15 protein-coding genes are annotated in these 12,538 nt (G+C 54.6%); all 15 read left to right on the top strand.

Annotation, left to right across the window (positions count from 1 at the left end; all coding sequences use genetic code 11):
• The first annotated feature begins 42 nt into the window (after window positions 1–42).
• The 15 genes from JCR24_RS08615 to aroH all read left to right on the top strand — a co-directional run bounded on the left by JCR24_RS08615 (window position 43) and on the right by aroH (window position 12,534).
• Window positions 43–1,077 (top strand): NAD(P)H-dependent glycerol-3-phosphate dehydrogenase, encoded by a 1,035-nt coding sequence (locus tag JCR24_RS08615; RefSeq protein WP_011231704.1) that lies wholly within the window; start codon window positions 43–45, stop codon window positions 1,075–1,077.
• Between the two features lie 181 nt (window positions 1,078–1,258).
• Window positions 1,259–1,462 (top strand): DUF2768 domain-containing protein, encoded by a 204-nt coding sequence (locus JCR24_RS08610; RefSeq protein WP_011231703.1) that lies wholly within the window; start codon window positions 1,259–1,261, stop codon window positions 1,460–1,462.
• A gap of 17 nt (window positions 1,463–1,479) precedes the next feature.
• The gene (locus JCR24_RS08605; protein WP_011231702.1) at window positions 1,480–2,202 is read left to right on the top strand and encodes a hypothetical protein; all 723 of its coding nucleotides are present in this window, start codon (window positions 1,480–1,482) and stop codon (window positions 2,200–2,202) included.
• Between the two features lie 156 nt (window positions 2,203–2,358).
• Window positions 2,359–3,837: a stage IV sporulation protein A gene (gene spoIVA, locus JCR24_RS08600; RefSeq protein ID WP_011231701.1), complete on the top strand. Its 1,479-nt coding sequence runs from the start codon at window positions 2,359–2,361 to the stop codon at window positions 3,835–3,837.
• Between the two features lie 773 nt (window positions 3,838–4,610).
• On the top strand, window positions 4,611–4,883 hold the full coding sequence (locus JCR24_RS08595) for an HU family DNA-binding protein (RefSeq protein WP_008879623.1): 273 nt from the start codon (window positions 4,611–4,613) through the stop codon (window positions 4,881–4,883).
• A gap of 128 nt (window positions 4,884–5,011) precedes the next feature.
• Window positions 5,012–5,578 carry a GTP cyclohydrolase I FolE gene (gene folE, locus JCR24_RS08590; RefSeq protein ID WP_011231699.1) on the top strand — a complete coding sequence of 189 codons (567 nt, stop codon included), beginning with the start codon at window positions 5,012–5,014 and terminating at the stop codon, window positions 5,576–5,578.
• A gap of 12 nt (window positions 5,579–5,590) precedes the next feature.
• Window positions 5,591–5,815 carry a trp RNA-binding attenuation protein MtrB gene (mtrB, locus tag JCR24_RS08585; protein WP_011231698.1) on the top strand — a complete coding sequence of 75 codons (225 nt, stop codon included), beginning with the start codon at window positions 5,591–5,593 and terminating at the stop codon, window positions 5,813–5,815.
• A 115-nt stretch (window positions 5,816–5,930) separates the two neighbouring features.
• Window positions 5,931–6,710 carry a heptaprenyl diphosphate synthase component 1 gene (locus tag JCR24_RS08580; protein WP_031206406.1) on the top strand — a complete coding sequence of 260 codons (780 nt, stop codon included), beginning with the start codon at window positions 5,931–5,933 and terminating at the stop codon, window positions 6,708–6,710.
• Window positions 6,711–6,714: 4 nt separating this feature from the next.
• Window positions 6,715–7,419: a demethylmenaquinone methyltransferase gene (gene menG / locus JCR24_RS08575; protein ID WP_011231696.1), complete on the top strand. Its 705-nt coding sequence runs from the start codon at window positions 6,715–6,717 to the stop codon at window positions 7,417–7,419.
• A gap of 15 nt (window positions 7,420–7,434) precedes the next feature.
• Entirely contained in the window at window positions 7,435–8,397 is a 963-nt protein-coding gene (gene hepT, locus JCR24_RS08570) for a heptaprenyl diphosphate synthase component II (RefSeq protein WP_119877959.1), read from the top strand.
• 98 nt (window positions 8,398–8,495) lie between these two features.
• Window positions 8,496–8,945: a nucleoside-diphosphate kinase gene (gene ndk / locus JCR24_RS08565; protein WP_031213038.1), complete on the top strand. Its 450-nt coding sequence runs from the start codon at window positions 8,496–8,498 to the stop codon at window positions 8,943–8,945.
• A 72-nt stretch (window positions 8,946–9,017) separates the two neighbouring features.
• Complete coding sequence (locus tag JCR24_RS08560) at window positions 9,018–9,788, top strand: CheR family methyltransferase (RefSeq protein WP_011231693.1); 771 nt, start codon at window positions 9,018–9,020, stop codon at window positions 9,786–9,788.
• A 99-nt stretch (window positions 9,789–9,887) separates the two neighbouring features.
• Window positions 9,888–11,054, top strand: coding sequence for a chorismate synthase (gene aroC, locus JCR24_RS08555; protein ID WP_011231692.1), 1,167 nt, complete (start codon window positions 9,888–9,890; stop codon window positions 11,052–11,054).
• 2 nt (window positions 11,055–11,056) lie between these two features.
• The gene (gene aroB / locus JCR24_RS08550) at window positions 11,057–12,157 is read left to right on the top strand and encodes a 3-dehydroquinate synthase (RefSeq protein ID WP_015375270.1); all 1,101 of its coding nucleotides are present in this window, start codon (window positions 11,057–11,059) and stop codon (window positions 12,155–12,157) included.
• Window positions 12,154–12,534 carry a chorismate mutase gene (gene aroH, locus JCR24_RS08545; RefSeq protein ID WP_015375269.1) on the top strand — a complete coding sequence of 127 codons (381 nt, stop codon included), beginning with the start codon at window positions 12,154–12,156 and terminating at the stop codon, window positions 12,532–12,534. The genes aroB and aroH overlap by 4 nt, the downstream gene beginning before the upstream one ends.
• Window positions 12,535–12,538: the final 4 nt, after the last annotated feature.

Raw genomic sequence — 12,538 nt, 5'->3', positions numbered from 1 at the left:
TTTTTCAAGGTTGCGACAATCGGATAAAGGAAGTGGAAAACGATGGAGAACATCGCCGTATTGGGGGCTGGAAGCTGGGGAACGGCGTTGGCGCTCGTGCTGGCTGACAATGGGCACCACGTCCGGCTCTGGGGTCATCGGACCGAGCAGATCAGCGAAATCAACGAAAAGCGGACAAATGAGAAATATTTGCCAGGCGTTCGCCTGCCGGACGCCATTATCGGCTATGACGACCTTTGCGCTGCGCTTGACGGCGTTGCGATCGTTGTGCTCGCCGTGCCGACTAAAGCGATCCGCTCGGTGCTTGCGGACGTGCGCGCCTGCTTGGCCAAGCCGATCACCATTGTTGCCGTCAGCAAAGGAATCGAACCAGGGACGCATAAGCGGGTGTCGGAAATGGTCGCCGAGGAAATGGGGGAATGGCTTGCAGATGTTGTCGTTCTCTCCGGGCCGAGCCATGCCGAGGAAGTCGTGCTCCGCCACCCGACGACCGTGGCGGTATCGTCGCCAAATATGGAAGCGGCGCGCCGCATTCAAGACATCTTTATGAACCATCACTATTTTCGCGTGTATACGAACCCGGATTTAATCGGCGTCGAAGTCGGCGGGGCGCTGAAAAATATCATCGCCTTGGCCGCTGGAATCAGCGACGGGCTTGGCTATGGGGATAACGCCAAAGCGGCCCTCATCACGCGCGGGCTCGCCGAGATTGCCCGCCTCGGCTGCGCCCTCGGCGCTAATCCGTTGACATTCGCTGGTTTGACGGGAGTCGGCGATTTGATTGTCACGTGCACGAGCGTCCATTCCCGCAACTGGAGGGCCGGCTACATGCTCGGCCAAGGAAAAAAGCTGGACGAGGTGCTTGAGAGCATGGGGATGGTCGTCGAAGGGGTGCGAACGACAAAAGCCGCCTATGAGCTGGCGAAAGAGCTTGGTGTGAAGATGCCGATCACCGAAGCTCTCTATGACGTATTGTTTGCGGGAAAAGACCCGAAAGAGGCGGTCGATTCGCTCATGGCGCGCGGAAAAAAAGAGGAAATGGATGACTTAAACAACATTTTTGCCGAACAAGAATGATGAAAATAGGCCAATGGCGGTACAAGTCGTCTTCGTTCTGCATACAATATGGCGAACCATCATCGGCTTGAGCTTCCGGAAGGGTATGAGGGGATGCTGAAGTAAAGAAAGCCCCGCTTTACTTCAGCTTTTTTTTTGCCAATGCTATAATGATAGTTGTCGAAAAAAAGGAGGAGCGTCCATGTCACCGGCGTTAGCGAAAATGTGGATCGCCATCGCCTCGATGGTGTTTATGTTTATTTCCGTCGGCTTCATTTACTTAAGCCGCTACAAAGTCAAGATGAAATGGCTTCGCTTTCTGTTGGCGCTCGTCGCCTACATTCTTTTGATTTTCGCCGGCATCATCATCATTTTCGTCGTATTCAGCGGACCGACACCGCAATAGGCAAAAAGGTGGGAAAGATGAAACGAATCGCTCGCTTGTTGTTGTCATGTATATGTTTGGCGCTGCTTTCCGGCTGCTTGTATCCACAAGAGCGGCTGAAACAAAACCAAATTCCTTACAAAGACCAAGTGGCGGCCGTCCAATCGGCGGTGGATGAGTACCGGAAGGCGACCGGCGGGCTTCTGCCGATTAAAACACGCGACATGAACACGCCGATGTATTTGAAGTATCCAGTCGATTTTCAAAAGCTCGTTCCCCGCTATATGCAGGAGCCGCCGGGAAACGCCTATGAAAGCGGGGGCGTCTTCCAGTATATGATCATCGATGCGGAAACGAACCCGACGGTCAAGCTGCTTGATCTGCGCTTAGCCGAACGCATCCGTGATCTGAAGCTGCGGCTTAGCATGTACACGGACAAGCATAAATATCCGCCGTTTCAAGACGTCGTTGCGCCGGGCGTATTTACGCTCGATTACAAAAAGCTCGGCTATAAAGAGCCGCCTTATGTCGTCAGCCCGTTTTCCGGCAACAACTTGCCGTTTGTCATCGACGGGAATGGAGAAATTTACATTGACTACCGTTCTGATTTGTATGCGGCGTTGAAAAAATATCCGCACCACTACAAGCCGGGTGACGATATTCGCCCGATTTTGACCGACCATTCGCTGTTTGTGCCGGCGTATTCGTTGCCCTATACGATCGACGCCAAGACGAATGAACCGATTTTTTTTACAAAATGAGTCATCTTCCCTTCTCTAGGAAAATACATTCTAGAGAAGGGATTTTTTCTATTTTAGTCATAACCGAATCGGACAACATCATATGCATATAGTGTCCGACTATGCTAGCTCATTCCACTGTTTCTTATAACGACCGAAGGACTGGAGGGGAGTTATTTGGAAAAGGTCGATATTTTTAAAGATATCGCCGAGCGGACCGGCGGCGACATTTATTTAGGGGTCGTCGGCGCCGTCCGCACCGGAAAATCGACGTTTATTAAACGGTTTATGGAGTTGGTCGTGATTCCGAACATTAAAAACGAAGCCGATAAAGCGCGCGCCCAAGATGAACTGCCGCAAAGCGCCGCCGGCAAGACGATCATGACGACAGAACCGAAGTTCGTGCCAAACCAGGCGGTGACGGTGAAAGTGGATGAGGGGCTTGAAGTCAACATCCGTCTTGTCGACTGCGTCGGCTACGCCGTGCCCGGCGCAAAAGGATATGAAGACGAAAACGGGCCGCGGATGATCCACACGCCTTGGTATGAAGAGCCGATCCCGTTCCAAGAGGCGGCGGAAATCGGGACAAGAAAAGTCATCCAAGAACATTCGACGATTGGAGTCGTCATTACGACGGACGGCACGATCGGGGAAATTCCGCGCCAAGACTATGTCGAAGCGGAAGAACGGGTCATTAGCGAGCTCAAAGAAGTCGGCAAGCCGTTCATTATGATCGTCAACACCGTTCGGCCGCACCATCCGGAAACCGAGGCGCTTCGCCGCGAGCTCGCCGAAAAGTACGACATTCCGGTGCTCGCCATGAGCGTGGAAAGCATGCGCGAAGCCGACGTGTATAACGTGCTTCGTGAAGCATTATATGAATTCCCGGTGCTTGAAGTGAACGTCAACTTGCCGAGCTGGGTGATGGTGCTGCGCGAAGATCATTGGCTGCGCGAAAGCTATCAAGAAGCGGTGCGCGACACCGTCAAAGACATCAAACGGCTGCGCGACGTCGACCGGGTTGTGCAGCAGTTTGCCGAGTACGATTTCATCGAAAAAGCGGCGCTTGCCGGCATCGAAATGGGGCAAGGGATCGCCGAAATTGACTTGTATGCACCGGATGAGCTGTACGATCAAATTTTAAAAGAAATCGTCGGCGTCGAGATTCGCGGCAAAGACCATCTGCTTCAGCTCATGCAAGACTTCGCCCATGCGAAAGCGGAATATGACCAAATCGCCGACGCGCTGAAAATGGTCAAACAAACCGGCTACGGCATCGCTGCGCCCGCTTTGTCTGACATGAGTCTTGACGAACCGGAAATCATCCGCCAAGGGTCGCGCTTTGGCGTCCGTTTGAAAGCTGTGGCGCCGTCGATTCATATGATCAAAGTTGACGTCGAATCGGAGTTTGCACCGATCATTGGCACGGAAAAGCAAAGCGAAGAGCTCGTCCGCTATTTAATGCAAGACTTCGAAGACGATCCGCTGTCGATTTGGAACTCTGACATTTTCGGCCGCTCGCTCAGCTCCATCGTCCGTGAAGGCATCCAAGCGAAACTTGCGCTCATGCCGGAAAACGCCCGCTACAAGCTGAAAGAAACGCTTGAGCGCATCATCAACGAAGGCTCCGGCGGCCTCATCGCGATTATTTTATAGAAAAGCGGAGGCCGCGCGCAAGCTCCCGAGGCAAAATGTTCTCCGCCCGCAGAAGTGCTTGCACTTCGAGGGCGGAGGTTATTTTGCGGAAGGGAGCTAGCGGCCGCAGCTAGACAATAAGAAAAGCGGAGGCGCCGAGATTAGCTCTCGAAGCCAAATGTTCTTCACCCGCAGGGGGTGCTTGCACCCCGAGGGGGAAGGTTATTTGGCAGAAGAGAGCTAGGCGCCGCAGCTAGACAGAAAGAAAAGCGGAGGCCGCGCGCAAGCTCCCGACAAGGGAGCTTTTTTTGATGCCATTTTTTCAGTTGCTAAGCGGCAAAGGGAAAAAATCGCCAAAACCCTTGAGAAATCAGGATTGGCACTTGATTATAGGCATGGCGTTATGGTAATCTTTTATCTGAAATCGTTGTTTTGGTGAAATATGCCTAAAATTGGCCGTTTTTGCGAAAAAAGATGTTGAATTTCCGCGGTCAATTGGTTAAGATTAGGCATGTCACCGCCTGTTGGCGGGAAGAAGGCGGCTTTCCTCGCCCTTGGCTTCGTTTGCGCCCGGCGAAAACAGGAGGAGCCCAAACTGTTGGGAAGGGGCTTCAGCCGGCGGCATAGGCGCATCTCCTGCGGACTGTCGCGAGGCAAACATAGAATGATTGGCTGCGCCGGCGCGGCGCGCGGGCCTTCTTGCCGCTGGAATTGGATGTCTATGTATAGAAAAGCAGAAAAGTGTGCACAAATGGTAGTAAACAAGACCAGCCCCTTGGGAGGAGGTGAATGGCATGAACAAAACGGAATTGATCAACGCGGTCGCTGAAACAAGCGGTCTTTCCAAAAAAGATGCGACAAAAGCCGTTGATGCGGTGTTTGATTCGATTACAGAAGCGCTGCGAAAAGGCGATAAAGTGCAATTAATCGGTTTTGGAAACTTTGAAGTGCGCGAGCGCGCCGCCCGGAAAGGACGCAACCCGCAAACGGGCGAAGAAATGGAAATTCCGGCAAGCAAAGTTCCTGCATTCAAACCGGGCAAAGCATTGAAAGATGCCGTCAAGTAAGCCTACATAGCAGGAGCGCAGGAGGGAAGGGCAGGTGATCCACCGGCCCTTCTTTTTTGTTTTTTTTGGCTCCCTATGCTAGAATCGGATTACATGCAGCTTTTATGATGCAGGAGGATGTTGTTTGTATGCCAGAGATCAATTTTGCGCAAATTGAATATGCGGTCCGCCTCATTCTTGAGGCGATCGGGGAAGATCCAAACCGCGAAGGGCTCGTCGATACGCCGAAGAGGGTGGCGAAAATGTACGCCGAGGTGTTCGCTGGGCTGCAGGAAGACCCAAAGCAGCACTTTCAAACCGTATTCAGCGAGGAACATGAGGAGCTTGTGCTCGTCAAAGATATTCCGTTTTATTCGATGTGCGAACACCACTTAGTGCCGTTTTTTGGCGCTGCCCACGTCGCCTATATTCCGCGGGAAGGGAAAGTGACCGGGCTGAGCAAGCTCGCTCGAGCCGTTGAGGCGGTGGCGCGCCGCCCGCAGCTGCAAGAGCGCATCACGGCAACGATCGCTGATTCGATCGTCGAGGCGCTTGAGCCGCATGGGGTGATGGTCGTCGTTGAGGCGGAGCATATGTGCATGACGATGCGCGGGGTGAAAAAACCGGGGTCCAAAACAGTGACGACAGCGGTGCGCGGCGTGTTTGAAACAGATGCCAACGCCCGCGCTGAAGTGCTTTCGTTAATCAAAGCGTAAGGAGGGAAGAGGATGTACACAAACAGCGATTTTGTCGTCATTAAAGCGCTCGAAGACGGGGTGAACGTCATCGGGCTGACGCGCGGCGCGGACACAAGATTTCACCATTCGGAAAAGCTTGACAAAGGCGAAGTGTTGATTGCTCAGTTCACGGAACATACGTCGGCGATCAAAGTGAGAGGAAAAGCGTATATTCAAACGCGCCACGGTGTGGTTGAATCGGAAGGGAAAAAGTAAACCAGCAAATTTCTAGCAAACTAGAGCGTTTTCGACAAAATTATGTTATAATTGAGTCCGTCATGGCGGTGCGGATATTTTTTGGGGGACAAGGGTGAGAAGAGTGAATGACATCATGGTGAAATTGTCGTCATTGAAGGAACAAATCGAACGGCTGCTTGACCATCCGTATTTGCGCGCGCATGTGCCGGCGCCGGCTGTTGATGAAGACCGGCTGCTGCTTTCGCTGTCGATGATGACTGATGCTCCGGCGGCGCCAAATGAGCCGGACCGGTGCATCATCGCCATGATGCTCATGCAAATCGCCCTTGACACCCATGATCAGGTGACAGACCGCGGCGGCGATTTGCGGACGCGGCAGCTTGTCGTTTTGGCCGGCGACTTGTACAGCGGGCTTTATTACGACTTGCTGGCGCGCTCGGGCGATGTTGCGCTCATCCGTTTGTTCGCCGAAGCGGTCCGCGAGATTAATGAGCAAAAAGTGCGGCTGTATGAAAAAAAGGTGGAGCGGATCGAGACGCTGTTCGCCGCGGTCGGCACGATCGAGTCGGCGTTGCTTGCGAAGCTTGCCGAGCGCATCGGGGCGCCGCAATGGGGGCGATTTTCCGGCCATTACTTGCTGTTGCGGCGCTTGCTGCTCGAGCAGGAAGCGTTCGTCCGCACGGGGTCATCCATGCTGTTTGAGCAAATGGCGCATATCGCCTTTCCATGGGCCAAAGGGCTGACGAAAGAACAAAGGCGGCATTTGCTTCGCCTTTGCGAGCGTTATATTGACCATTGCAAGGAAGCGCTGCTGGCGGCGAATTTGCCGATGAACGACCTGCTGCGGTTTCGCATGGCGGAACTTGCCGGCGGATTTCAAGCCATCGTCAAAAAGTCGGTGGAAGAAGGGTAGAACGATGCATCAATCGAAAGAAGAGCGAGTCCATCGCGTATTTGAAAAAATTTCTGCACATTATGACCGGATGAATTCTGTCATCAGCTTCCGCCGCCATTTGAAATGGCGCGAAGACGTCATGCGGAGGATGAATGTGCAAAAAGGGAAAAGGGCGCTCGACGTTTGCTGCGGAACGGCCGACTGGGCGATCGCGCTGGCTGAGGCGGTCGGGCCGGAGGGGGAAGTGTACGGCCTTGACTTCAGCGAAAACATGCTGAAAGTCGGCGAACAAAAGGTGAAGGCGCGCGGCCTCGGCAACGTCAAGCTCATTCACGGCAACGCCATGCAGCTGCCGTTTCCCGACAATTCGTTCGATTATGTGACGATCGGCTTTGGCTTGCGCAACGTTCCTGATTATATGACAGTGCTTAAGGAAATGCACCGCGTCACCAAGCCGGGCGGCATGACCGTCTGTCTGGAAACGTCGCAGCCGACGTTGTTTGGTTTCCGCCAGCTTTACTATTTTTATTTTCGGTTTATTATGCCGCTGTTTGGCAAGCTGTTGGCGAAAAGCTATGAGGAATACTCGTGGCTGCAGGAATCGGCGCGCGAATTTCCAGGGCGGGACGAGCTGGCCGAGATGTTCCGCGAAGCCGGTTTCGTCGATGTCGAGGTCAAACCGTACACGTTCGGCGTAGCGGCCATGCATTTAGGCTATAAACGATGAGTCAAGGTGAACACCATGAAGTTAAAGGCGATGTATTCGTTTTTAAGCGATGATTTGGCGGCGGTCGAAGAGGAGCTGGAGCGGACGGTCCGATCCGAATACGGGCCGCTCGGGGAAGCGGCGCTCCATTTATTGCAAGCGGGCGGAAAGCGGATCCGTCCCGTTTTTGTCTTGCTGTCCGCCCGCTTTGGTCATTATGATTTCGAACGGATTAAACATGTAGCCGTAGCGCTCGAACTCATCCATATGGCATCGCTCGTTCACGACGATGTCATCGATGACGCCGACGTGCGGCGCGGCCGGCCGACGATCAAGGCGAGATGGAGCAACCGCTTTGCCATGTATACAGGCGATTACCTCTTCGCCCGTTCGCTTGAGCGGATGGCGGAGCTTGACAGCCCCCGTGCTCATCAAGTGCTGGCGAAAACGATCGTTGAAGTGTGCCACGGGGAAATCGAGCAAATCAAGGATAAATACCGATTTGATCAGCCGCTTCGCACGTACTTGCGGCGCATCCGCCGAAAAACGGCGCTATTGATCGCCGCCAGCTGCCAGCTTGGCGCCCTTGCCGCCGGCGCGCCGGAGGCGGTGGCCAACCAGCTGTATTGGTTCGGCCATTGCGTCGGCATGTCGTTTCAAATTACCGATGACATTCTCGATTTCACCGGCACGGAAGAGCAGCTCGGCAAGCCGGCTGGAAGCGACTTGCAGCAAGGAAACGTCACCCTCCCCGTGCTGTATGCCCTTTGTGATGAACAGGTGCGGGCAAAAATTACGGCCGTCAACGCGGACACGGATGCCGAGGAGATGGCGGCGGTGCTAGCGGCCATTAAACAGACGGACGCCATCGAACGATCGTATGCGCTAAGCAATCGCTATTTGGAAAAGGCGCTCCGCCTGCTTGGCGAGCTGCCGGCCAACGAAGCGCGCACGCTGCTTCATGATCTCGCCCTCTACATTGGGAAAAGGGATTATTAGCGCTTTCAAGGACGCTGTTGCCAACGGCGGAAAACAATGATACTATGATGGGTGGGAATCCGTTTCCCAGTACATACGACAGTAGAGGTGGAGAGCGAATGGCAGAACGGACATTCATCATGGTGAAACCGGACGGGGTTCAGCGCAATTTGATCGGCGAGATTGTCGCCCGTTTTGAAAAAAAAGGCTTCCAGCTTGTCGGCGCGAAGCTGATGCAAGTGTCGCGCGAGCTCGCCGAGCAACATTACGCTGAACATAAAGAGCGCCCATTTTTCGGCGAGCTTGTCGACTTTATCACCTCGGGGCCAGTGTTTGCAATGGTGTGGGAGGGCGAGAACGTGATCGCCGCCGCCCGGCAAATGATGGGGAAAACGAATCCGCAGGAGGCTGCCCCTGGCACGATCCGCGGCGATTTCGGCTTGACGGTCGGCAAAAACGTCATCCACGGCTCCGACTCGCTGCAAAGCGCTGAACGCGAAATCAGTTTGTTCTTTAAAGAAGAAGAGCTCGTCAGCTATTCGAAACAGATCAATGCATGGCTGTACTGATGCGAAGACCGGCCGCCATTCGGCCGGTTTTTGCCGTTTTTGTACATTGACAGGAGAGAGGAACAGGCGACGATGGACGATTATGCGCAGTTCATTGCCAAAGTGAAGCGAAAAACAGGCATTGACTTATCGCTATATAAGGAAGCCCAGATGAGGCGGCGTTTGGCGTCGTTGTACATGAAAAAAGGGCTAAAGAGCTTTGCCGAGCTGTTTGCAGCGATGGAGAAAGAGCCGGCGCTATGGCATGAATGCTTGGATCGGATGACGATCAACGTCTCAGAGTTTTACCGGAACGCCAAGCGTTGGGAGGTGCTTGAGCACACCATTTTGCCGCGGCTATTGGCGGAAAACCCGCGCCCGAACGTGTGGAGCGCTGCCTGCTCAACCGGCGAGGAGCCGTATACGCTCGCGATGGTGCTCGCAAAACGATTGCCGCTTCACCGCGTGTCGGTGTTGGCGACCGACATTGACGATAATGCGCTCGCCCGCGCGCGCCTCGGTTTGTACAGCGAACGGTCGCTTGTAGAGCTGCCCGAGGAAATGAGAAAAAAGTTTTTTACGAAAGAAGGCGAGTATTATAAAATAGACGAAAAGATTAAACAAACGGTCAAGTTTCAAAAACACAACTTGCTCGCGGATCCGTTTCCGCGCAACATGGATTTGATCGTCTGCCGCAACGTGCTCATTTATTTTACGGAAGAGGCGAAGCGGATGCTGTATCGCAAATTTCACGACGCGCTCCGGACGGGAGGCGTGCTGTTTGTCGGCAGCACCGAGCAGATTTTCAATCCCGGCCTGTACGGTTTTGAAGTCGAAGAGACGTTTTTTTACCGAAAAAAATAGCTCGCGCCGGCTTCTTTTTTTCCTGAAACTATTTTCATTTTTCGAATTTATGATATATTTTTACTTAAACGCGTTAAAGACCTGAAGGGAGAGACAAACATGCGGTATTTGACGGCAGGGGAATCGCATGGGCCGCAATTGACGGCCATTTTGGAAGGAGTGCCGGCCGGGCTTGAGCTGCGCGCCGAGCACATCAATAAAGAGCTGGCGCGCCGGCAAAAAGGATACGGACGCGGCCGCCGCATGCAGATTGAAAAAGATGAAGTGAAAATCACAGGCGGCGTTCGGCACGGGAAAACGCTCGGCTCGCCGATTGCGCTCGTTGTCGAGAATCGCGATTTTAAACATTGGCAAACGATTATGGCGGTTGAGCCGATTGATGACGAAGCGGAAGTGAAGCGGAAAGTGACGCGTCCGCGCCCAGGGCATGCCGATTTAAACGGCGCCCTGAAATACGGACATCGCGATATGCGCAACGTGCTGGAGCGCTCGTCGGCGCGTGAAACGACGGTGCGCGTGGCGGCTGGAGCGGTGGCAAAACGCATTTTGGAGGAGGTCGGCATCCGCGTCGCCGGGCATGTCATCGAAATCGGCGGCGTGCGCGCAAAGAAGCTCGATTATCGTTCGCTTGAAGAATTGCAGGCAGTGACGGAAGAATCACCGGTGCGCTGCTTTGACCCGGAGGCGGGGCAAAAAATGATGGAAGCGATCGATTGGGCGAAGAAAAACGGTGATTCGATCGGCGGCATCGTTGAAGTGATCGTTGAAGGTGTTCCGGCCGGAGTGGGCAGCTACGTCCATTACGACCGAAAGCTTGATGCGAAAATCGCGGCCGCGATCGTCAGCATCAACGCGTTTAAAGGCGTTGAATTCGGGATCGGCTTTGAGGCGGCGCGCCGCCCGGGAAGCGAAGTGCACGATGAAATCATTTGGAGCCCAGAACAAGGCTTTTCGCGCCGGACGAACCGGGCGGGCGGCTTTGAAGGCGGGGTGACGACCGGGATGCCGATCGTCGTGCGCGGAGTGATGAAGCCGATCCCGACGCTGTACAAGCCGCTTCAAAGCGTGGATATCGAGACGAAAGAGCCGTTTGCGGCAAGCATTGAGCGATCGGACAGCTGCGCCGTGCCGGCGGCGAGCGTTGTCGCTGAGGCCGTTGTCGCCTGGGAAGTGGCGGCGGCGATCGTTGAGCAGTTTGGGCAGGATCGGATGGACTTGATTAAGGAAAATGTGGAACGCGCCCGCCGCTATGCAAAGGAGTTTTGACGATGATCGAACGGACGATTGAAACGGCGACGAAGCGCTATCCGCTTCTTTTGGGCGATGGGGCGGCCCGCGTGCTGCCAAGCTTGCTTCGGTCGCTCTCCTGTCCGCCAGGGACAAAACTTTTCATCGTTACCGACGATACTGTGGCGCCTCTTTATTTGGATGAGGTGCGGGCGTTGCTTGCCGCCGCTGAGTATGACGTGTACGCCTACGTCATTCCAAGCGGGGAGGCGGCCAAGTCATTTGATCATTATTACGCTTGCCAGACAGCGGCATTGCAGTGCGGCCTCGACCGCCGCTCGGTTATCATTGCGCTTGGCGGCGGCGTTGTCGGCGATTTGGCTGGGTTTGTCGCCGCCACCTATATGCGCGGCATCCGTTACATTCAAATGCCGACGACACTCTTGGCCCATGACAGCGCCGTCGGCGGCAAAGTCGCCATCAACCATCCGCTCGGCAAAAATATGATCGGCGCCTTCCACCAGCCGGAAGCAGTTGTGTATGACACCTCCTTTTTGCGCACGCTGCCCGAGCGCGAGCTTCGGTCCGGGTTTGCCGAAGTGATCAAACATGCGCTGATCCGCGACCGCCGCTTTTACGACTGGCTGCGCGCGGAAATCAAGACGCTCGCCGACTTGCGCGGCGAGAAACTCGCCTATTGCATTGAAAAGGGCATTGACATTAAGGCGTCCGTCGTGCGTGAGGATGAAAAAGAAACCGGGGTGCGCGCCCATTTGAATTTCGGCCATACGCTCGGCCATGCGCTGGAAAGCGAGTTAGGCTACGGCGCGCTCACTCACGGGGAGGCGGTTGCGGTTGGCATGCTGTTTGCCGTCTTTGTCAGCGAACGGTTTTACGGCCGGTCGTTCGCTGAGCATCGATTGGCCGACTGGTTCGCCGGATACGGCTTCCCGGTGTCGCTGCCGACAACGGTTCAGACGCGCCGCCTGCTTGAGAAGATGAAAGGCGACAAAAAAGCGTACGCCGGAACAGTGCGGATGGTGCTTCTCTGTGAGATCGGCGACGTGGAAGTGGTGGAACTCGAAGACGACAACCTGCTCACGTGGCTGGACGAGTTTGCCAGACAGGGGGGGAAAGGATGATTCGCGGCATTCGCGGAGCGATTACAGTGGATCGAAATGACGCCGAGGAAATCGTGGCGGCAACTGAAACGTTGCTTCGTGAAATGATCCGCGCAAACGATGTCGCCGCTGCCGATGTGTCGTTTGTGCTCATTTCCGTCACCGACGACATCACCGCCGCGTTTCCGGCGCAGGCGCTGCGCCGTTTGGACGGCTGGACATATGTGCCGGTCATGTGCACGAGGGAAATTCCGGTGCCCGGTTCATTGCCGCGCTGCATTCGCGTCATGATGACGGTGGCGACTGAGAAACAGCAAGAAGAGATCTGCCACGTGTATTTAAAAGGGGCGGTCGTGTTGCGCCCGGATTTGTCGTTGACAAAAAAAACAGAAATGTAATATA

Source organism: Geobacillus sp. YHL (assembly GCF_022341265.1).
Classification (GTDB): Bacteria; Bacillota; Bacilli; order Bacillales; family Anoxybacillaceae; genus Geobacillus; species Geobacillus thermoleovorans.
Note: the sequence above shows the minus strand (reverse complement) of the source record. Positions and strands in the feature narration are given on the sequence as shown.

Coding starts and splice junctions, on each gene's coding strand:
- hepT (WP_119877959.1), top strand. CDS start 7,435: ATGAAGTTAAAGGCGATGTATTCGTTTTTAAGCGATGATTTGGCGGCG.
- JCR24_RS08615 (WP_011231704.1), top strand. CDS start 43: ATGGAGAACATCGCCGTATTGGGGGCTGGAAGCTGGGGAACGGCGTTG.
- aroC (WP_011231692.1), top strand. CDS start 9,888: ATGCGGTATTTGACGGCAGGGGAATCGCATGGGCCGCAATTGACGGCC.
- menG (WP_011231696.1), top strand. CDS start 6,715: ATGCATCAATCGAAAGAAGAGCGAGTCCATCGCGTATTTGAAAAAATT.
- folE (WP_011231699.1), top strand. CDS start 5,012: ATGCCAGAGATCAATTTTGCGCAAATTGAATATGCGGTCCGCCTCATT.
- aroB (WP_015375270.1), top strand. CDS start 11,057: ATGATCGAACGGACGATTGAAACGGCGACGAAGCGCTATCCGCTTCTT.
- JCR24_RS08560 (WP_011231693.1), top strand. CDS start 9,018: ATGGACGATTATGCGCAGTTCATTGCCAAAGTGAAGCGAAAAACAGGC.
- JCR24_RS08595 (WP_008879623.1), top strand. CDS start 4,611: ATGAACAAAACGGAATTGATCAACGCGGTCGCTGAAACAAGCGGTCTT.
- JCR24_RS08610 (WP_011231703.1), top strand. CDS start 1,259: ATGTCACCGGCGTTAGCGAAAATGTGGATCGCCATCGCCTCGATGGTG.
- ndk (WP_031213038.1), top strand. CDS start 8,496: ATGGCAGAACGGACATTCATCATGGTGAAACCGGACGGGGTTCAGCGC.
- JCR24_RS08580 (WP_031206406.1), top strand. CDS start 5,931: ATGGTGAAATTGTCGTCATTGAAGGAACAAATCGAACGGCTGCTTGAC.
- mtrB (WP_011231698.1), top strand. CDS start 5,591: ATGTACACAAACAGCGATTTTGTCGTCATTAAAGCGCTCGAAGACGGG.
- JCR24_RS08605 (WP_011231702.1), top strand. CDS start 1,480: ATGAAACGAATCGCTCGCTTGTTGTTGTCATGTATATGTTTGGCGCTG.
- aroH (WP_015375269.1), top strand. CDS start 12,154: ATGATTCGCGGCATTCGCGGAGCGATTACAGTGGATCGAAATGACGCC.